General features: G+C 61.5%; 16 protein-coding genes. 8 read left to right on the top strand and 8 right to left on the bottom strand.

All coding sequences use genetic code 11. The features are described from left to right. Positions 1 to 22: 22 nt before the first annotated feature. A complete protein-coding gene (locus tag EXW71_RS12465; protein ID WP_134658948.1) occupies positions 23 to 763 on the top strand; it encodes an energy transducer TonB in 741 nt (246 codons plus the stop codon). Continuing rightward, positions 756 to 1,208, top strand: a complete 453-nt coding sequence (gene rimI, locus EXW71_RS12460) for a ribosomal protein S18-alanine N-acetyltransferase (RefSeq protein WP_090366980.1) — start codon at positions 756 to 758, stop codon at positions 1,206 to 1,208. The genes EXW71_RS12465 and rimI overlap by 8 nt, the downstream gene beginning before the upstream one ends. 57 nt (positions 1,209 to 1,265) lie before the next feature. Here the strand turns inward: rimI and EXW71_RS12455 are convergent, their stop codons facing one another. Then, on the bottom strand, positions 1,266 to 1,631 hold the full coding sequence (locus tag EXW71_RS12455; protein ID WP_123714421.1) for a serine kinase/phosphatase: 366 nt from the start codon (positions 1,629 to 1,631) through the stop codon (positions 1,266 to 1,268). Between the two features lie 139 nt (positions 1,632 to 1,770). Between EXW71_RS12455 and can the strand changes: the two genes are divergently transcribed. After that, complete coding sequence (can, locus tag EXW71_RS12450; protein WP_010213394.1) at positions 1,771 to 2,415, top strand: carbonate dehydratase; 645 nt, start codon at positions 1,771 to 1,773, stop codon at positions 2,413 to 2,415. On the opposite strand, the gene EXW71_RS12445 is transcribed toward can, so the two are convergent. From EXW71_RS12445 to EXW71_RS12430, 4 genes are all read right to left on the bottom strand, one after another. Next, the gene (locus EXW71_RS12445) at positions 2,412 to 2,936 is read right to left on the bottom strand and encodes an SET domain-containing protein-lysine N-methyltransferase (protein WP_134658910.1); all 525 of its coding nucleotides are present in this window, start codon (positions 2,934 to 2,936) and stop codon (positions 2,412 to 2,414) included. The two genes, can and EXW71_RS12445, sit on opposite strands and share 4 nt — an antisense overlap. Positions 2,937 to 3,079: 143 nt before the next feature. Next, positions 3,080 to 4,249 (bottom strand): hypothetical protein, encoded by a 1,170-nt coding sequence (locus tag EXW71_RS12440; protein WP_134658908.1) that lies wholly within the window; start codon positions 4,247 to 4,249, stop codon positions 3,080 to 3,082. 122 nt (positions 4,250 to 4,371) lie between these two features. Beyond that, positions 4,372 to 6,072 (bottom strand): acid phosphatase, encoded by a 1,701-nt coding sequence (acpA, locus tag EXW71_RS12435; RefSeq protein ID WP_134658906.1) that lies wholly within the window; start codon positions 6,070 to 6,072, stop codon positions 4,372 to 4,374. A 125-nt stretch (positions 6,073 to 6,197) separates the two neighbouring features. Then, positions 6,198 to 7,616 carry a short-chain fatty acid transporter gene (locus EXW71_RS12430; protein WP_134658904.1) on the bottom strand — a complete coding sequence of 473 codons (1,419 nt, stop codon included), beginning with the start codon at positions 7,614 to 7,616 and terminating at the stop codon, positions 6,198 to 6,200. Positions 7,617 to 7,802: 186 nt separating this feature from the next. On the opposite strand from EXW71_RS12430, the gene EXW71_RS12425 reads away from it, so the two are divergent. Then, positions 7,803 to 9,092 carry an MFS transporter gene (locus EXW71_RS12425; RefSeq protein WP_134658902.1) on the top strand — a complete coding sequence of 430 codons (1,290 nt, stop codon included), beginning with the start codon at positions 7,803 to 7,805 and terminating at the stop codon, positions 9,090 to 9,092. A gap of 3 nt (positions 9,093 to 9,095) precedes the next feature. On the opposite strand, the gene EXW71_RS12420 is transcribed toward EXW71_RS12425, so the two are convergent. Next, positions 9,096 to 10,466, bottom strand: coding sequence for a gluconate:H+ symporter (locus EXW71_RS12420; protein ID WP_134658900.1), 1,371 nt, complete (start codon positions 10,464 to 10,466; stop codon positions 9,096 to 9,098). A gap of 216 nt (positions 10,467 to 10,682) precedes the next feature. Here EXW71_RS12420 and EXW71_RS12415 point away from each other — a divergent pair, with 216 nt between their 5' ends. The 4 genes from EXW71_RS12415 (at position 10,683) to EXW71_RS12400 (ending at position 17,215) form a co-directional block, all read left to right on the top strand. Continuing rightward, complete coding sequence (locus tag EXW71_RS12415) at positions 10,683 to 11,588, top strand: cation diffusion facilitator family transporter (protein WP_134658898.1); 906 nt, start codon at positions 10,683 to 10,685, stop codon at positions 11,586 to 11,588. A gap of 108 nt (positions 11,589 to 11,696) precedes the next feature. Next, positions 11,697 to 12,917 (top strand): TolC family protein, encoded by a 1,221-nt coding sequence (locus EXW71_RS12410; RefSeq protein ID WP_134658896.1) that lies wholly within the window; start codon positions 11,697 to 11,699, stop codon positions 12,915 to 12,917. An 18-nt stretch (positions 12,918 to 12,935) separates the two neighbouring features. Continuing rightward, a complete protein-coding gene (locus EXW71_RS12405; RefSeq protein WP_134658894.1) occupies positions 12,936 to 14,042 on the top strand; it encodes an efflux RND transporter periplasmic adaptor subunit in 1,107 nt (368 codons plus the stop codon). A 17-nt stretch (positions 14,043 to 14,059) separates the two neighbouring features. Then, positions 14,060 to 17,215 (top strand): CusA/CzcA family heavy metal efflux RND transporter, encoded by a 3,156-nt coding sequence (locus EXW71_RS12400; RefSeq protein ID WP_134658892.1) that lies wholly within the window; start codon positions 14,060 to 14,062, stop codon positions 17,213 to 17,215. Here the strand turns inward: EXW71_RS12400 and EXW71_RS12395 are convergent. Together EXW71_RS12395 and EXW71_RS12390 are read right to left on the bottom strand one after the other, a co-directional pair. After that, positions 17,121 to 18,566, bottom strand: a complete 1,446-nt coding sequence (locus EXW71_RS12395) for a heavy metal sensor histidine kinase (RefSeq protein ID WP_134658890.1) — start codon at positions 18,564 to 18,566, stop codon at positions 17,121 to 17,123. The genes EXW71_RS12400 and EXW71_RS12395 overlap by 95 nt on opposite strands. Beyond that, positions 18,563 to 19,237: a heavy metal response regulator transcription factor gene (locus EXW71_RS12390; protein ID WP_123714432.1), complete on the bottom strand. Its 675-nt coding sequence runs from the start codon at positions 19,235 to 19,237 to the stop codon at positions 18,563 to 18,565. Before EXW71_RS12390 ends, EXW71_RS12395 begins: the two co-directional genes overlap by 4 nt. Between the last annotated feature and the right edge of the window lie 23 nt (positions 19,238 to 19,260).

The following is a 19,260-nucleotide window of genomic DNA, read 5'->3' as shown; positions in this document are numbered from 1 at the left end:
ACGTCGCGCTTATTTGACCGCCATGCAAGTGGTCAACTGGCTGCCCCGCACCGAACTGCCGTTTGCCGCGCCGTCGCGGCCGGAGCTGTTGCAGGCGCTTGAGCCTTATGAGTTCGAGTCATCGGGCGAGGAAGCCGCGGCGCCGGTACCGGTGGTCAAGCCCGTAGCCGAAGCGCGGCCTGTGGTGGAGCGAGCTAAGATCGAAGTGCCGCGCCCATCGCCGGTGTCCAAGCCGGTGGCGGCCGAGGAAGCGGCGCCGGTGGTCAAGGCTCCGGTGGTGCCACCACCGCGCTTTGCCCTGCAGTTGCTGCGTGCCGGGCGTTGCCTGTTGCTGGCGGAACTGCCCACCGGCGAACGTTTCCAGACCCGCGACCCGGCCTACATATTGCTCAAGGACATGCTGCGGGCTGCCGGCCTGCCCGACAGCCCGCAAATCGTCGGCGACCCGGTGCGCTGGCCATTGCTGGTACGCGGCACCATGGACCAGGGCCCGGAGGCTGCGCGGGATTTTGTGCAAGGCTTCGTGTCGGCCCGCCTGGAAGACGAACCCTGTGTATGCCTGTGGCTGATTGGCCTGCCCGCCGTGCGTTTCGCCGGCGAGGCGAATGCCGAAGCCTGGTACCGCGAGTTGCAGGTCGAGGGCCTGGGCTCGGTATGGGCCCTGCCGGGCCTTGAATTATTAATGGAAGAGCCACAGCGTAAGGCTGAAGTCTGGCAAGCCATGCGCCGGCTGATGGCGCGCTGGAAAACGACTGATGAGTGAGGCTTTATCTTTCCGCCCGATGACCGAGGCTGACCTCGACGCGGTGCTGAAAATCGAATACGCGGCGTTCAGCCATCCCTGGACCCGCGGGATTTTTCTTGATGGGCTGGGCAAATACCAGATCTGGCTGATGTTCGAAGGTGAGCAGCAAGTGGGCCACGGCGTGGTGCAGATCATCCTTGATGAAGCGCATTTGCTGAATATCACCGTCAAACCGGAAAACCAGGGCCGCGGCCTGGGGTTGGCGCTCCTGGAACACTTGATGTCCCGTGCCTATGCCGCCAATGCCCGGGAGTGCTTCCTGGAGGTGCGCGACAGCAATACAAGCGCCTTTCGCCTTTATGAGCGGTATGGCTTCAACGAGATCGGTCGGCGTCGGGACTACTACCCCGCCGTGGGTGGCCGTGAAGATGCGGTGGTCATGGCCTGTACGTTGGTCGATTAGGCACACCGTCCCATGTGGGGGGGGGCAAGCCCCTCTCACATTCAGCTCGGCAGCGCTTCAGCGCTTCTCGCCGACGGGGTCCAGGTCGGCCAGTTCTGCCTCATCCAGGCCATTTCCACCGCCGATCTCTGCTTCATCGACAATGCTCAAGTCAAAGTCAGCCGGATTATCTTCACCTTCCTCCCGCGCATCCCGCGCGCCATCCTCACGGATCAGCGTTTCCGGGCTCATGTCATCGTCAGTCGGTTCATGATTGTTGGTAGAGGCTTCGGTCAGCCCGGCTTCACGCGCACGTTCATCACCGATGTGGGTGGAGGGTTCATCCTCGTCAAAGTCCAGTTCGCGCATTGAGCCCATGCGGTCTTCGTTGTCATCAATCGGTTCGGGCTGTGTGGCGTCAAAAGGGCGTCGTGATTCAGTCATGGCCTATCCTCATACTGTGGGGCTTATAGTGAGTGGACAGGCGTGGCTGCCTAAAGATTCAAGCTAATTAGCGCTCAGCGTGACCCGGACGACGGGTTGTCAGTCACAAAACTGCGCATCATTCCTGAGGCTTTCCCTGATGAACGAACTACAAGACTTGCTTGATAACAACGAACGCTGGGCGGATGCGATCAAGCAGGAAGATCCCGAATTCTTCGCCAAGCTCGCCCGCCAGCAAACGCCGGAATACCTCTGGATCGGCTGTTCCGATGCCCGCGTACCGGCCAACGAGATCGTCGGCATGTTGCCGGGGGATCTGTTCGTGCACCGCAATGTGGCCAACGTCGTGCTGCACACTGACCTCAATTGTCTGTCGGTGATCCAGTACGCGGTCGACGTGCTCAAGGTCAAGCATATCCTGGTGACCGGTCACTATGGCTGCGGCGGCGTGCGTGCCTCGATGCAAGATCGCCAGTTCGGTCTGATCGATGGCTGGTTGCGCACTATTCGCGACCTCTACTACGAGAACCGCGACCTGCTGGCCCAATTGCCTACCGAAGAAGAACGCGTCGACCGCCTCTGCGAGCTGAACGTGATTCAGCAGGTGGCCAACGTCGGCCACACCAGCATTGTGCAAAACGCCTGGCACCGCGGGCAGAGCCTGTCGATCCATGGCTGCATCTATGGCATCAAGGACGGCCGCTGGAAGAGCTTGAATACCACCATCAGCGGTTTTGAACAGTTGCCGCCGCAGTATCGCTTGCGCCCGTTGGGTGAAGCCTAAGGAAGCTTGCGCATCCGCCACTGCTCCATGAACGCCTGGCCTTCGGTGTTCAGGGGCTCCTGACTGCCGGTGATCCAACCCCGGCAGTTCAGCTCGCCGCATTGGCACGCGAACTGCCGGAACAACGCGTCCTCGGTGCTGGCGTAATCCATGCTCAGCATCGTGCCGGCGTGTAAGGGCTGCACGCTCCACAACTCCAGGTACGTGGTGTCGAAAAACACGTTCGGATTGCACGAGTGTCTCAATAAACCGGCGAACCAGCGGTCGTACAAGTGAATGCGTGACGACAGCTGCAAGGTATGCAGGCGTCGCTCGCTCACTGCGTAGCCGGAGACCTTGGCGATGCGCACGCGGCTGTCGAAGGCCACGCGGGTCTTGATCCCGGTTCCAGCGCCCCCTTCATCGTGCAAGACCTTGAATTGCCGGGTCGAAGGGTAACCCTGCTCGACAAGCAGCGTATTAAAGGGGTAAAGGCAGTCATTTGCAGCAGGTTTGGCCTTGTCCATGGCATGAGTTTTCATGACGCTCCTGGGTGAGGCTGCATCGACTTGCTGATGGTGTCCGACTACCAGTCCTGCAGCGGATGGGTGCTGTTCAAGGTTCGTCGAAGTCAGGCCCGGTTTCTACTGTCAACTCTGACAGTAGAAACCGTTTTTTGCGTGATTTATAAGGCTGGGGCGGCGAGCGTGGGTGTTGGAGCGGCGGTTTTCAATTGCTTCAGATGTGCCTTGATGACCGGCGTGGCACATTTGGCGTTGGCTTGCTCCGGCGTCAGGTTGCGTACCGAGGTATAGAACAACTCACAGGTCTGCTCCTTGCGCGTGACTTGCCAGGTATTCATGCATGCCTGAAGCAACACGTTGGGATCGCTGGCCGGTTTCTGTCCCATCCCGGCCTGCCAGCAGGCCGCGCTCAAGTCCTGGCCCATGACTTTCAAGCCCGCTTCATCGGCCTTCTGCTCGTTACCGTCATAGGTGGCCGGGTCAGCCGCATACCAGATATAACTCGGATGGTTAGAACCCAGCACCGAAACCGTTTTACCCGCGGCAGGGCTGATCTGCGCCAGGCTCAGCACGCCCACGGTCTGGCCGTATTGCTGCTTGATCCAATTGCGCACTGGCGCGCCGAACGCCACCATCGGCAAGGAGCCGCCGGGCGTCAGGCTCAGTTCCTTGACCATGCGCGTCTGGTAATCGGTGAAATAGCTGTAGACGGCCTCCAGATCCTTGCCTGCGTTAGACGGTGCGGCGATCGGTGCGATATCGATGATGGTCTGGTAACCCGGCGTTTCGGTGGCCGGGATGCCGTTGTCGGTGAGCAAGGCCGCCCAGCGGTCGGTGGTGGCCGACTCCAGATAGTCCTGGGCCTGGGTCAGTGAATAGTCCGGCGGGAAGTGCAGCAGCTCAATGCTCTTGCGGTTTTCCAGGGCCATGCCCAGCGGCAGGAACAGGTACCAGTTGTACGCCCACTTGCCGTCGCTGTTGAGCTTGCTGGCACCGTGGTAAGCCAGGTTGGCGGTGTCGAGCAACGCGGTCAAGGGGCGGCCGTAGTTATCAGGCACGCCGCTGAAGGTCGCCGAGAGCTGCCCCTCGTGGGTCTTCACGCTGACCTTGGCCCGGCTATAGCCGTCACGCTGCAGGCTCTGGTTCAAGTAGTGCTCGACGGTCTGTTCCAGCGTCCAGGGCCGAAAGCAGATCACGTTGCAATTATTGGGGAAAGCGAACAACTGGGTGACGCGCTGCGTACTGCCCAGCGGCACCTCGATATCAGCCTGTACGGCCGCACTCCCCATGAGTGCGGCCAGGGCGAAAGACAACCTGGTCGGTTTGAACATGCTTGATTCCTTGTCAGCGAAAGCCCGTCTGCGCGGGGTGAAGGCCCACCCCCACACAGTAGCGGCTGACCAGCAAAACCGCGTGTTAAATCTCCAGGCGTGTCGCTATTGGATAAGAAAACCTACACGTTGAACTGCAAGGCGTTACTCAAGTCGCCCATTGGCTTCTGGCCACGGGCGATCATTGCGTCATCACGTTGCTTGAGACCGTCGAGTTTCTCCAACTGGAACACCCGCGTGATCAAGCGCAGGATCGACGCCGTGTCGTACACCGTATGGTCAACCGTGCCTTTGCGCGCAAATGGCGACACCACCAGCGCCGGAACCCGGCTGCCAGGCCCCCAGCGGTCGCCCTTGGGCGGAGCAACGTGGTCCCACCAGCCGCCGTTTTCATCGACGGTGACCACCACGACCATATTTTTCCACTGCGGGCTTTCCTGCAGCACCTTCAATGCGCGGGCGATGTGGCGATCACCCGAGGCCACATCGGCGTAACCGGCGTGCATGTTCAGGTTGCCCTGGGGCTTGTAGAAGGTCACGGCGGGCAGCTTGCCGGCCTGGGCATCGGCGAAGAACTTGTTGGTGCTGGCTTCGTCGCCCAAGCCGCCATCGCGCAGGCGTTTGTCGCGCTCCGCGCGATTTTCCGGCCCTTGCTGCTTGAAATAGTTGAACGGTTGGTGGTGGTACTGGAAGTTCGGGATTTTCGGAATGCCGCCCGAATCCTTGAACTGGTCCAGGGTCGCCTGCCACGCGCCGGCATACCAGGCCCAGTCGACGTTCTTTTTCGACAACTTATCGCCGATGTGCTCGTGGGTCTGCGGCACCAGTACGTTGGGCAGGTCGGCCTTGGCGTAGTCCGGGTTTTGCGGGTCGCGAATCCAGGTCGGCCAATAGGGCGGCGCCAGGGTGTTCACGCCGTAACCGTCCGGGGTCAGCGCGCTCGGGCCAAACTGGGGCGGGCCGGTCATGGCGCTGGCGGGGGACTTGTCCAACGGCTTGAGACGCGTGTCGGTCGGGTCATCGCTTTGCAGGGTGGCGATCTGCGCCTTGGCTACCGATTGCGCCGCATTTGGATAAAACGGCGCGGTGGCGCTGATCAGGTATTGGTGGTTGAGGAACGAGCCGCCAAACGCGCCCTGGAAGAAGTTATCGCAGAGCACGAACTCCTTGGCCACGTCCCAGAGGCGCAGGGAATATCGGCTCTGGGCGTAATAACCCATCACCAGTCCACCGGAATCGGCCCAGGCGACAAAGTTGTCGTTCTTGCCGCCGTTAATCTGCATCTGGTTCTGATAGAACACGTGCCACAAGTCCCGGGTGACCAGGCTCAGGGGCAGGTCTTCAGCATTCGGGCCCTTGAGGGCGAACGGTGCGTTGGGCAGGTTTTCCTGGAATTGCACTTCACTGGGATAGGTCACCCCGTCCACCGTTTGTGGACCGACTTGCAACACACCGCCCCAGGCCGGCGGCAATGTGGTCAGCAGGCTGCCGTCGCGGTCGCGTTGCTGGACGTCTGCGGTGGAAAGCGCCGACAACGGTTTCTCTACGCCAGGGAAGTCAGCAAACAGGTTGTTGAAGCTGCGGTTCTCGGCATAGATCACCACCACGGTTTTCACCTGCTCGTGCAAGGCCTTGTCCAGCTCTTGCGGCGTAAGTGGCCGCTCTACCGGTTTACCCGGTGTCTCGTTGGCGTTGCCGCAGGCACTCAATGTTGCGCCGACTCCCAACACTGCCGCGCCCCCCAGGAAGCGCCGGCGGCTGGTGTCTACCGGCGGTTGGGCTACGGAATCGGGGGAAGGGCGGTCTTCGTGCTCGTCACTCATTGCGGAGAGTCCTTGCTGGCGGGATGTTGCAAGATATTTCGCAGGACGGTAGCAATGCAATGTGACGGAACGAAGACAGTGACAGGCAAGCACCTGTTGCAACCAACAGGTGCTTCCTCTGCCGGTTAAGGCATCACCGGCGGCAAATACTTCAACGTCGTCCCCAGCGCCCACAACAGGAACAACACCAACGGCGTGTGCACCAGCAGTTGCACGAACGAAAACCCAATCAGATCCCGCGCCTTCAACCCCAGCACGCCCAGCAGCGGCAGCATATAGAAAGGATTGATCAGGTTCGGCAGCGCTTCGGCGGCGTTGTAGATCTGCACCGCCCAGCCCAAGTGATACTGCAGGTCATTGGCCACTTGCATCACGTAAGGTGCTTCGATGATCCACTTGCCGCCACCTGACGGAATAAAGAAGCCGAGTATCGCCGAGTACACGCCCATCAAGAGCGCATAGGTGTCGTGGGAGGCGATAGAGGTGAAGAAGGTCGAGATATGGTGCGCCAGGGTCTGGCCATCGCCGCCCTTGACCACGGTCATCAACGCGGCGATCGAGCCGTACAGCGGGAACTGGATCAGCACACCGGTGGTGGTCGGCACGGCGCGAGCCACCGCATCGAGAAAGCTGCGTGGGCGCCAGTGCAGCAACGCGCCGACCATGATGAACAGGAAGTTGTAGGTGTTCAGCCCCGAGATCGCACTGATCGCCGGCTTAGTCGAAAACTCATGGAACAGCCAACCGGCGGCCAGCAACGCCAGGAGGATGGTCAGCAGCGGGCTGTGTTCCAGCCATTCGCCGGGGCGGCTCGGTGCTTGCGGCTTGGGCAGGTTGAAGGCCGGGTCGACCCCGCACGCCTTGGCATCGCGGGCGCTGTTCGGCCCCGGTGCGGTGGCATAGGCGATGATCAGCGAGACCACAATCAGCGCCAGCAACAGCACGCCGGATTGCCACAGGAAGATGGTCTCGGTGAACGGGATCATCCCCGTGATCGACAGGATCGATGGCGGCAGACTCGCCGGGTTGGCCTGCAACTGCGCGGCGGATGACGACAACCCCAGTGCCCACACGGCACCCAGGCCCAGGTAGGCAGCCGCACCGGCAGCACGGTAATCCATGCGCAGATCCGTGCGCCGGGCCAATGCCCGCACCAGCAACCCACCGAACACCAGGGACAGGCCCCAGTTGAGCAAGGACGCGAGCATGGAGATCAACGCCACCCAGGCCACGGCCGAGCGGCCGTTCTTCGGGATACGAGCCAACCGGTCGATCAACTTCACGGCAGGCGGCGAGCTGGCCACCACATAACCACCGATCACCACAAAGGCCATCTGCATGGTGAACGGGATCAAACTCCAGAAACCGTCACCAAAAGCCTTGGCGGCTTCGGTCGGCGCGGCGCCCATACCCAGGGTCGCCACGGCAACAATGATCACGGCGAGGGCGGCGAACACCCAGGAATCAGGAAACCAGCGCTCGGCGAAGTTGGAGCAACGCAGGGCAAATCGGGCATAGCGGCTTTCTTCGATAGCATCGGCCACGAGTCATTCCTCTTGTATTTATTATGGGGTTTGGCAGTTTTACGGCATGTTCCGCTACGGCCCTTGATAAGGGAATGCAGTTATCTTCATCGATCGATGAGGAAAACAAATATATCTGTCGTGATTGCCATGATTGGTCCCAGCTCATAACCTGCACGCCATTTTGTTTGTCTGCCGAGCTTTCACATGACTGCCAGCTTCTCTCCACAGGCGCAGCGTTTTTCCCGCTCCGACTACAAAACCCTGGGCCTGGCTGCCCTCGGCGGCGCCCTGGAGATCTACGACTTCATCATCTTCGTATTCTTTGCACTGACCCTCAGCCAATTGTTCTTCCCTGCGCAGATGCCCGAGTGGCTGCGCCTGCTGCAAAGCTTCGGTATCTTCGTCACCGGCTACCTCGCGCGCCCGCTGGGCGGCATCCTGATGGCGCACTTCGCCGACCATCTAGGGCGCAAACGCGTGTTCAGCCTGAGTATTTTGATGATGGCCTTGCCGTGCCTGCTGATCGGGATCATGCCGACCTACGCACAAATCGGCTATTTCGCACCGCTGATTCTGCTCGCGCTGCGTGTGCTGCAAGGGGCGGCGGTTGGCGGTGAAGTGCCCAGCGCCTGGACCTTCGTTGCCGAGCACGCCCCGATCCACCACCGCGGCTACGCCCTGGGCTTCCTGCAAGCCGGCCTGACCTTCGGCTACCTGCTTGGCGCTCTTACCGCCACGCTGCTGGCGCAAATCTTCACCGCCGCCGAAATCCTTGATTACGCCTGGCGCTTCCCGTTTCTGCTCGGTGGCGTCTTCGGTGTAATCGGCGTATGGCTGCGGCGCTGGCTCAGCGAAACCCCGGTATTCCTCGAAATGCAGGCCCGCCGCCTGGCCGCTGCCGAACTGCCGCTACGCACCGTGCTGCGTGATCATCGCGCCGTATTGCTGCCAGCGATGATCCTCACATGCGTGCTTACATCGGCCGTGGTAGTGCTGGTAGTCATCACCCCGACCATGATGCAGAAAACCTTCGGCATGAGCCCCAGCCACACTTTCGCTTTGAGCGCGTTGGGTATTGTCTTCCTGAATATCGGCTGCGTGCTCGCCGGCCTGCTGGTAGACCGCATCGGTGCCTGGCGCGCGGTGTTGGTCTACAGCGTGTTACTGCCGGCAGGGGTTGCGGTGTTGTACGCCAGCCTGATCGCCGGTGGTGTCTGGCTGGGCGCGGCGTACGCTGTGGCGGGCTTGAGCTGCGGCGTAGTCGGCGCGGTGCCGTCGGTGATGGTCGGGCTGTTTCCGGCGCACGTGCGGGTATCGGGGATCTCCTTTACCTACAACATTGCCTACGCGCTATGGGCGAGTACCACGCCGCTGTTGCTGATTGCGCTGATGCCGACCAGTCCGTGGATCTGTGTGGGTTACTGCGTGGTGATGGGGGCGGTGGGCGTGGCGAGTGTGGCGCTGTTTGGCAAGCGCCACACTTTGGCCGCCTGAGGTTCAGGTCAAAAAGTGCCAGAGCAGCAACGTACCGATCAGACCGACGACGGAAACAATGGTCTGCAGCACCGACCACACCCAGATGGTCTGCTTGAGCTGCAAGCCGAAGTACTCACGCACCATCCAGAACCCGGCGTCATTGACGTGACAGAAGAACACCGAGCCCGCGCCGATCGCCAGTGCAACCAGTGAGCTTTGCGTCGCGGCCAGTCCCGCCATCATTGGCGCGAGGATGCCCGCAGTCGTCGTCGTGGCGACGGTCGCCGAACCGGTGGCCTGGCGCAGGGCCACGGCGATCAGCCAGGCGAGCAGGAGATAAGGCATGTGCGCGCCTTCGGCGACCTTGCTGATGGTCTGGCTGACACCGGCGTCGAGCAGGGTTTGCTTGAGCCCGCCGCCGGCGCCGATGGTCAGCAGCAGTACGGCGATGGGCGCGAGGGCTTTGCGCAGGGTATTGCCGACGTCGGCACGGGGCATGCCGGCGGCCCAGCCCAGGCAGATCACGGCGGCGATCACGGCGAGACCGAGGGCAATCAGTGGTTCGCCGAGGAACTTCAAGGTCAGGCCGATGGTGCTGTCGGCGGGCAGCGCGACTTTGGCCAAGGTGCTGCCCAGCATCAGAATCACCGGCAACAAAATGATCAGCAACGACACACCAAAGCTTGGCTGGCGCGGGGCCTTGGGCGGTGCGCTGAACAGCGCGCCGATGTCGGCCGGCTCATCCACGTGCAGGCGTTTGGACAGCCAGTTGCCATAGATCGGGCCAGCCAGAATCACTGCCGGTACCGCCAGGCAGAAACCCAGCAACATCGTCAGGCCCAGATCGGCGTGCAACGCACCCACCGCAATCAGCGGCCCCGGGTGCGGTGGCATCAGGGCGTGCAGGGTGGTCATACCCGCCAGCGCCGGGATGGCGATCCTCAGCAGTGGCTGGTTCGAACGCTTGGCCATCACAAAGATGATCGGCACCATCATCACCAGGCCCACTTCGAAGAACAGCGGCAGGCCGATCACCATGGCCACCAGCGCCATCACCCACGGCAATGACTTGCCTTTGCCCAACCCGAGCAAAGTGGTGGCAATACGGTCGGCTGCGCCGGATTCGGCCATCAATGCGCCGAGCATCGAGCCTAGCGCAATGATGATGCCGGCCTCACCGAGGATCGCTCCAGCGCCTTTACTGAAAGCTTTGGCAACTTCCTCCGGTGGCAGCCCGGCGCCGACACCGGCGATAAACGTGCCGATCAGAATCGAAAGGAACGGCGGCAACTTGGTCGCGCTGATCAGCACGATGATGCTGGCGATGGCCAGCAGGACGCAAAACATGAGGCGTGTGTCGTGGACCATCCACGCGGCAGTCGATAACTCCAAGAGGGGACTCCTTATCGAACAGGTTGGCTGATATGTTTCTTTTTGTTTCCTGTTCGAAAAGCATACCTGATAGCGTTGTTCCAGCGCGCTCATGAGCGATTTTGGTGCGTTCAATGTAACGGTGAGCTGGCGAACGGATGACAAGTTTGCAATGCATGCCCGTAGATTTGACCTATAGCTCTATGATCTATGGACTACATCACAGGAAGACATTTCATGAGTGCAGGACATAGCCACGGCCAAATACGCGCCGGTCACGAACGTAAGCTTTGGTTCGCCCTGGGGTTGACCGGCAGCTTCATGATCGCCGAGGTGATCGGTGCCTTTGTCACCGGCAGCCTCGCACTGCTGTCGGACGCCGCCCATATGATGACCGACGCATTGGCGCTGGCGATTTCCCTCGTGGCTATCCAGGTCGCCAAGCGCCCCGCCGACCGCAAGGGCACCTTTGGCTATGCCCGTTTCGAAATACTGGCGGCGGCGTTCAATGCGCTGTTGCTGTTCGCCGTGGCGTTCTACATCCTCTACGAGGCCTACCAACGGTTGCAGGCGCCCGCTGAAATCCAGTCCACCGGCATGCTGCTGATCGCGGTGCTGGGGTTGGTCGTCAACCTGATCTCCATGCGCCTGCTCAGTGCCGCCAGCGGCGAGAGCCTGAACGTCAAAGGTGCATACCTGGAGGTCTGGAGTGACATGCTCGGCTCCATCGGCGTGATCATCGCGGCGGTGGTGATCATGTTCACGGGGTGGGGCTGGCTCGATTCCGTGGTTGCGGCGGCCATTGGTTTCTGGGTATTGCCACGTACCTGGACGCTGCTCAAGGAAAGCATGAACGTGCTGCTGCAAGGCGTACCGGACGGCCTGGATATCGATCAGGTTGAGCAGGCCATTCGCGCTGTACCCGGGGTCAAGGGCGTACACGACCTGCATATCTGGGCCTTGACCAGTGGTAAAAATGTACTGAGCACCCATTTGCTGGCGGACGCGTCAGGAGGCTCCGAGCAACAAATCCTTAGCCGGGTCACGGAAATGCTGCATGAACAATTCGATATTTCCCACGCCACTATTCAGGTCGAAGGTGAGGGTTTTCAACATGACGAGCACGACGAGGTCCACGCCTGATTCCGGCTAACGGATTTGTAATGTTCTACCCACCGCGCTGATAAGTACCGAAAGTTACATTGCCCTCGCTGGGAACCTCAGCGACTTCATGGGCGTGGAACTTTCGTTATGGCAATTTCCGTAAGAACACTTTTGAGGGCGACGGCGTTGTGGATGGCCGCAGGCTACGCCCAGGCGCAAACCCTCACTCTCGACTCAGCCCTGCAGACCGCTTTCGCCAACAACCCTGAACTGGCCGCCGCGCAATGGGAAATCGACATTGCCCAAGGCGGTCGCCAGCAAGCCGGCTTGATCCCCAACCCCGTGGCCTCCTGGGACGCGGAAGACACGCGCCGCAACAGTCGCACCACCACCATCAAGCTCAGCCAGACCCTGGAACTGGGTGGCAAGCGCGGTGCGCGAATTGACGTGGCGACCCGTGCCCAGGAGGCTGCCGCGCTGACCTTGGAGCAACGTCGCAACGGTTTGCGCGCTGCGGTAATCGACAGCTATTACAGCGCCCTGCGTGCCCAGGAGCGCGTTGACCTGGCGCAGCGCTCTATGGCCTTGGCCGAGCGTGGCCTGGTGGTCGCCAACGGTCGCGTCAGCGCCGGTAAATCCTCGCCGGTGGAAGCCACCCGCGCCCAGGTACAAGTGTCCGAGATTCGCCTGGAATTGAACCGTGCGCAGGTCGGTCTCACCGATGCCTATCGCCGGCTGGCCGCCAGTACCGGCAGCGCCGCTCCTGACTTTCAGGCCGTGGCCACGCAAAGCGAATCCGCGCCCCCCTTGCCGCCCTCTGCGCACTTGCTGTCGCGTCTGGAGCAAACCACCGAACTGCGCCTGGCCGAATTGCAGATCCTGCAAAGCGAAGCCGGCGTAGGCCTGGAAAAAGCCCAGCGCATTCCCGACCTCGACGTGTCCATCGGTAGCCAGTACGACGCCAGCGTGCGCGAGCGGGTGAATGTGGTCGGCGTGTCGATGCCGATCCCGTTGTTCAACCGCAACCAGGGCAACGTGCTCGCCGCCAGTCGCCGTGCGGATCAGGCCCGCGACCTGCGTAATGCCACCGAGCTGCGACTGCGCACGGAAACCCGTCAGGCGCTGGACCTGTGGCAAACCGCGAACACCGAGGTACAAGCGTTCAACCAGCAGATTCTGCCGGCCGCTCAGCGCGCGGTAGACAGTGCCACCCGTGGCTTTGAGATGGGCAAGTTCAACTTCCTCGACGTGCTCGATGCCCAGCGCACCTTGATTGCTGCCCGCACCCAATACCTCACGGCGACTGCCCAGGCCACCGACGCCTGGGTGCGTATCGAACGGATCTACGGCGACCTCGCCCGGTTTTGATTTTTCTGGAGTCTTTTGATGAACAACAAACATGGCATGGCGCTCGCCGTCGCCCTGGGACTGATGCTGTCCGGTTTTGCCTGCGCCGATGAAGAGGAAGGCAAACTCGAACTCACTGAGCAGCAGATCCAGGCCGCCGGTATTCAACTCGCCCAGGCACAGCCCCGTGCGATCAGCACGCTGCTGACATTCCCGGGAGAAGTGCGCTTCGACGAAGACCGTACCTCACACATTGTCCCGCGTGCGGCTGGCGTAGTAGAGGCCGTCAAAGTCAACCTCGGGCAAGCGGTGAAGAAAGGCGAACTGTTGGCGGTGATCGCCAGCCAGCAGATCTCCGATCAACGTAGCGAGCTGGCCGCCAGCGAGCGGCGTGTCGAGCTGGCGCGCACCACCTTCCAGCGCGAGCGCCAGCTGTGGAAGGACGAGATCTCTGCCGAGCAGGACTACCTGCTGGCGCGCCAGACCTTGCAAGAAGCCGAAATCGCCCTGAACAACGCCCGCCAAAAGATGACCGCCCTGAGCGGCAGCGCGGCAGGAGTGGGTGGCAATCGCTACGAGCTGCGTGCGCCGTTTGCCGGTGTGGTCGTGGAAAAGCACCTCGGTGTCGGCGAAGTGGTCAGTGAAACCAGCAACGCCTTCACGCTCTCGGACCTGTCCCAGGTGTGGGTCACCTTCGGTGTGTTTCCCAAAGACCTGAACAAGGTGCGCATCGGCAAACCGGTGAAAGTCAGCTCCACCGAAATGGGCACCGACGTGCTCGGCACGGTGGCCTATGTCGGCAACCTGCTCGGCGAGCAGACGCGCACCGCCAGCGTGCGCGTGAGCGTGCCTAACCCGGACGATGCCTGGCGTCCGGGACTGTTTGTGACGGTGCAAGTGGCCACCGACACCTACCAGGCCAAGGTCACCGTGCCGCAAACCGCCGTCCAGACCGTCGAGGACAAACCTTCGGTATTTATGCGTACCCCCGACGGTTTTATCACTCGCCACCTCGAGCTGGGCGTGAGTGAAAACGGCTACGTCGAGGTGCGCAAAGGCCTCGACGCCGGCGCACAAGTGGCGACTGTTGGCAGCTTCATCCTCAAGTCCGAATTGGGCAAAGGCTCGGCCGAACACGCCCATTGATCTGCGAGTGATTTCTTATGTTTGAGCGCCTTATCCAATTCGCCATCGAGCAGCGCATCATCGTGCTGCTTGTGGTGCTGTTGATGGCCGGTGTCGGCATTGCCAGCTATCAGAAGTTGCCCATCGACGCCGTGCCCGATATCACCAATGTGCAGGTGCAGATCAACTCGGCGGCGGCCGGGTTTTCACCGCTGGAAACCGAGCAGCGCATCACCTTTCCCATCGAAACCGCCATGGCCGGGTTGCCGGGTTTGCAGCAGACGCGCTCGTTGTCGCGTTCGGGTTTGTCCCAGGTCACGGTGATTTTCAAGGACGGCACCGACCTGTTCTTCGCCCGTCAGTTGGTCAATGAGCGCCTGCAGGTAGCCCGCGAGCAGTTACCTGAGGGTATCGAAACCGCCATGGGGCCGGTGTCTACCGGCCTCGGGGAAATTTTCCTGTGGACCGTCGAGGCCGAGGAAGGCGCACTCAAAGATGACGGTACGCCCTACACACCCACCGACCTGCGGGTGATCCAGGACTGGATCATCAAGCCGCAACTGCGCAACGTAGCGGGCGTGGCGGAGATCAACACCATCGGTGGTTTCGCCAAGGAATATCAGATTGCTCCGGACCCCAAGCGCCTCGCGGCCTATAACCTGACCCTGGGTGATCTGGTCACGGCGCTGGAGCGCAACAACGCCAATGTCGGCGCCGGTTATATCGAGCGCAGCGGTGAGCAACTGCTGATTCGTGCGCCGGGGCAGGTGGCGTCCCTCGACGACATCGCCAACATCGTCATCACCACTTCGGACGGCACGCCAATCCGCGTGCGCAATGTGGCTCAGGTCGAGATCGGCCGCGAGTTGCGCACCGGTGCGGCTACTGAGAACGGGCGTGAAGTGGTGTTGGGCACCGTCTTTATGTTGATCGGCGAAAACAGCCGTACCGTGTCTCAGGCGGTGGCGAAAAAACTTGAAGAGATCAACCGCTCGTTGCCTGAAGGTGTGGTCGCCGTTACGGTCTACGACCGCACTAACCTGGTGGAAAAAGCCATCGCCACGGTGAAGAAAAACCTCTTCGAAGGTGCGCTGCTGGTGGTCGCGGTGTTGTTTCTGTTCCTGGGCAATATCCGTGCGGCGCTGATCACGGCCATGGTGATTCCCCTGGCGATGCTGTTCACCTTTACCGGCATGTTCACCAACAAAGTCAGCGCTAACTTGATGAGTCTCGGCGCGCTGGATTTCGGCATTATCGTCGATGGTGCGGTGGTGATCGTCGAGAACGCCATTCGTCGTCTGGCCCATGCGCAGCACCGACATGGGCGCCTGTTGACGCGCAGTGAACGCCTGCATGAAGTGTTCGCCGCGGCCAAGGAAGCGCGGCGTGCGCTGATCTTCGGGCAACTGATCATCATGGTGGTCTACCTGCCGATCTTCGCGCTCACCGGGGTGGCCGGGAATATGTTCCATCCCATGGCGTTCACCGTGGTGATCGCCTTGCTTGGCGCGATGATTCTGTCGGTGACCTTCGTGCCGGCGGCAATTGCCCTGTTCGTCACCGGCAAGGTCAAGGAGGAAGAAAACCTGGTGATGCGGACCGCGCGTCGGGCCTATGCCCCGGTGCTGGATTGGGTGATGGCGCGCCGCTCGCTGGTATTTGGCCTGGCGGTGTTGACCATCATTGCCTCCGCGGCGGTCGCCAGCCGCATGGGCAGCGAATTTATCCCCAGCCTCAGCGAAGGAGACTTCGCCCAGCAGGCCCTGCGCGTACCGGGCACCAGCCTGACGCAATCGGTGCAGATGCAGCAGCAACTGGAAAAAGCCTTGCTGGCCCAGGTGCCGGAGATCGAGCGGGTGTTTGCCCGCACCGGCACCGCGGAAATCGCCTCCGACCCAATGCCGCCGAATATTTCCGACAGCTATGTGATGCTCAAACCGAAGGACCAATGGCCCGATCCGAAGAAATCCCGTGAAGCGCTGATTGCCGATATCCAGCGCGCCAGTGCGATTGTGCCGGGCAGTGCGTATGAACTGTCGCAACCGATCCAACTGCGTTTCAACGAACTGATTTCCGGTGTGCGCAGCGATGTGGCGGTGAAAGTATTTGGTGACGACATGGCGGTGCTGAACAAGACCGCCGAGAGCATTGCCGAGACATTGAAAACGCTGGCGGGTGCCTCGGAGGTGAAGGTGGAGCAAACCTCCGGTCTGCCGGTGCTGACCATCAATATCGATCGCGACAAGGCCGCGCGGTTTGGCCTGAATGTGGGCGATGTGCAGGACACCATTGCCGTCGCCGTGGGAGGGCGCCAGGCCGGTACCTTGTACGAAGGTGACCGTCGTTTCGACATGGTTGTGCGCTTGTCCGACGCGTTGCGCACCGATATCGAGGGGTTGTCGCGACTGTTGATCCCCGTACCGGCAATGGCCGGCACCGGGGCGGGGCAACTGGGCTTTATTGCCTTGTCCCAGGTTGCCAGCCTGGACCTGGTGCTCGGCCCGAACCAGATCAGTCGCGAGAACGGCAAGCGCCTGGTGATTGTCAGTGCCAACGTGCGCGGGCGGGATATCGGCTCGTTTGTCGAGGAGGCCGAAGTGGCTATCAGCCGCCAGGTGAAGGTACCCGCAGGTTACTGGACCACCTGGGGCGGTCAGTTCGAGCAGTTGAAGGAAGCCTCCGAACGGTTGCGCATCGTGGTGCCGGTGGCGTTGCTGCTGGTGTTCGGGCTGTTGTTCATGATGTTCAACAACCTCAAGGACGGCTTGCTGGTATTTACCGGGATCCCGTTCGCGCTGACCGGTGGGATCATGGCGCTGTGGTTACGCGGCATTCCGTTGTCGATTTCGGCGGGCGTGGGCTTTATCGCGTTGTCCGGGGTGGCGGTGCTTAACGGGCTGGTGATGATCGCCTTCATCCGCAACCTGCGGGAGGAAGGGCGCTCGTTATCACGGGCGGTCAACGAAGGTGCATTGACCCGCTTGCGCCCGGTGCTGATGACCGCGTTGGTGGCGTCCCTCGGGTTTATCCCCATGGCGCTCGCCACCGGCACCGGTGCCGAGGTACAGCGGCCGTTGGCGACGGTGGTGATCGGCGGGATTATTTCATCGACGTTGCTGACCTTGCTGGTGCTGCCGGCGTTGTATCAGTGGGCGCATCGCAAGGAAGAGGAAACACCAGGCGAAACAGCGTGAAACCACCGGGCAGGCTGCGCACGTCGGCCTGCCCCTGATGCAGGGTCATGATCGACCGCACGATGGCCAGCCCGAGGCCGGTGCCGCCTTCGGCGCGGGCGCGGCTGCTGTCGACACGGTAGAAACGTTCGAACAGGTGCGGCAGGTGCCGGGCCTCGATGCCCGGGCCGGGGTTGCTCACCGATACGGATACGTTGTTGCCATAGGCTTCCACCAGCAGCGAAATGTGCGAACCCGCCGGGCTGTGGCGGATGGCATTGGACAGCAGGTTGGAAAGCGCACGCTGGATCATCAGGCGGTCACCCAACACCTGGGCATCGCCGCTCAAGGTCAGGGTCAGTTGTTTGTCTTCGGCGCTCAGCGCAAACAACGCCATGACCCGATGGGCTTCGGCCGCCAGGGGCACCGCTGTGAACGAAGCGCGCGCTGCCGGGTGGCTGACCTGGGCTAGAAACAGCATGTCACTGACGATGCGTCCCAGGCGCTCCAGTTCTTCAGTATTGGATTCCAAAACAGCCTTGTATTCCTCCGGTGGCCGTTGGCGTGACAGGGTCAACTGGGCCTTGCCCATCAAGTTGGTCAGGGGCGCGCGCAGTTCGTGGGCGAGGTCATCGGAGAACTGCGAGAGTTGCTGCACCCCGGCGTCCAGACGGTTGAGCATCACGTTGAAGCCTTGGGCCAGTTCGCCCAGCTCCTTGGGGAGGTTGTCGATGGACAACCGGTGCGTGAGATCCTGAGTGGTGACTTTGGCGGCCACCTGGCTGAACTGCTTCAGTGGCGCGAGCCCGCGCTGTACCAGCCACCAGGCACCCATGCCGATCAGGATCAACAGCATGGGCAGCGCGATCACGGTGGCCCGCAGGTAGGCGCTGAGCAGTGCCTGATCGTCCATACGGTCCAGGGACAGCAGGACCCGCACGCGTTCACCGTTGGCCAGGCGCATCAGGCTGGAGGCACTGAGCACCTGGTTGCCGTAACTGTCTGTCCAGTTCAGGTAACCGAGGGTTTCCCGTGGCTTGAAGTCGGTCAGCAACGGTTCTTGCGGCTTTGCACCGACGCTCAGCAGCACGCCGTTGTTGGGCGCGGTGCCGACGATGGTCAGGTAGAAGTTGTCGTGGCCCATCACCAGGTCCATCAGCGAATGTGGGCGGGCGCGAATGGCGTGGGCGTCCAGGCCCAGGGCGAGACTGTGCTGGATCTGTTCCATCTTGCTTTCCAGGCCCTTGCGCGCCAGTTTCTCCAGCTCATGGGTCAGGGCCAGGTAGGCCAGGGTCGCCAGCAGCAAGACCAGGCCCGCGCCCATCAGGCTGACGGTCAGGCCCAGGCGCATCGACAAACTACCGGTTTTCATGGGCGTGCCTCCAGCACGTAGCCCACGCCGCGAATGGTATGGATCAGTTTGACCTCGCTCTGGTCATCGACCTTGGCACGCAGGCGGCTGATGGAGACTTCCACCACGTTGGTGTCGCAGTCGAAGTTCATGTCCCACACCAGGGAAATGATCTGTGTGCGGGTCAGCACTTCGCCGGCCTGACGCATCAGCACCTGCAGCAGGGCGAACTCCTTGGTGGTCAGGTCAATGCGCCGGGTGCCGCGATAGGCACGATGGCGGCGAGGGTCCAGCTCGAGGTCCGACACGCGAAACACTTCCGGCTGGGGGATATGTTCGCTGCGGCGCAACAGCGTGCGCACCCGCGCCAGTAACTCGGGAAATTCGAAGGGCTTGACCAGGTAATCATCGGCGCCCATGTCCAGGCCCTTGATCTTGTCTGCCAGTCGGCCACGGGCGGTCAGCATCATCACGCGCTGGGTGCCGTTGCGGCGTAATTGCTCCAACACTTCCCAGCCATCTTTGCCGGGCAGGTTGACGTCGAGTATCACCAGTTCATAGGCGTGTTGCCCGGCCAGGTGCAAACCGTCGATGCCATTGCTGGCGCAATCGACCACGTAGCCGCTTTCGTTCAAGCCTTGCTGCAGGTAGTCGGCGGTTTTCTGTTCGTCCTCAACTACAAGGATACGCATGGGGGTTTACCTGTCACGAAGAG

The sequence above is a fragment of the Pseudomonas sp. BCA17 genome, assembly GCF_004519405.1.
GTDB lineage: Bacteria > Pseudomonadota > Gammaproteobacteria > Pseudomonadales > Pseudomonadaceae > Aquipseudomonas.
This window is presented reverse-complemented; position numbering and strand designations above follow the sequence as displayed.

Excerpts from the sequence above, each read along its gene's own strand:
- EXW71_RS12465 (WP_134658948.1), top strand. The coding sequence starts at position 23 with ATGCAAGTGGTCAACTGGCTGCCCCGCACCGAACTGCCGTTTGCCGCG.
- rimI (WP_090366980.1), top strand. The coding sequence starts at position 756 with ATGAGTGAGGCTTTATCTTTCCGCCCGATGACCGAGGCTGACCTCGAC.
- EXW71_RS12455 (WP_123714421.1), bottom strand. The coding sequence starts at position 1,631 with ATGACTGAATCACGACGCCCTTTTGACGCCACACAGCCCGAACCGATT.
- can (WP_010213394.1), top strand. The coding sequence starts at position 1,771 with ATGAACGAACTACAAGACTTGCTTGATAACAACGAACGCTGGGCGGAT.
- EXW71_RS12445 (WP_134658910.1), bottom strand. The coding sequence starts at position 2,936 with ATGAAAACTCATGCCATGGACAAGGCCAAACCTGCTGCAAATGACTGC.
- EXW71_RS12440 (WP_134658908.1), bottom strand. The coding sequence starts at position 4,249 with ATGTTCAAACCGACCAGGTTGTCTTTCGCCCTGGCCGCACTCATGGGG.
- acpA (WP_134658906.1), bottom strand. The coding sequence starts at position 6,072 with ATGAGTGACGAGCACGAAGACCGCCCTTCCCCCGATTCCGTAGCCCAA.
- EXW71_RS12425 (WP_134658902.1), top strand. The coding sequence starts at position 7,803 with ATGACTGCCAGCTTCTCTCCACAGGCGCAGCGTTTTTCCCGCTCCGAC.
- EXW71_RS12415 (WP_134658898.1), top strand. The coding sequence starts at position 10,683 with ATGAGTGCAGGACATAGCCACGGCCAAATACGCGCCGGTCACGAACGT.
- EXW71_RS12410 (WP_134658896.1), top strand. The coding sequence starts at position 11,697 with ATGGCAATTTCCGTAAGAACACTTTTGAGGGCGACGGCGTTGTGGATG.
- EXW71_RS12405 (WP_134658894.1), top strand. The coding sequence starts at position 12,936 with ATGAACAACAAACATGGCATGGCGCTCGCCGTCGCCCTGGGACTGATG.
- EXW71_RS12400 (WP_134658892.1), top strand. The coding sequence starts at position 14,060 with ATGTTTGAGCGCCTTATCCAATTCGCCATCGAGCAGCGCATCATCGTG.
- EXW71_RS12395 (WP_134658890.1), bottom strand. The coding sequence starts at position 18,566 with ATGAAAACCGGTAGTTTGTCGATGCGCCTGGGCCTGACCGTCAGCCTG.
- EXW71_RS12390 (WP_123714432.1), bottom strand. The coding sequence starts at position 19,237 with ATGCGTATCCTTGTAGTTGAGGACGAACAGAAAACCGCCGACTACCTG.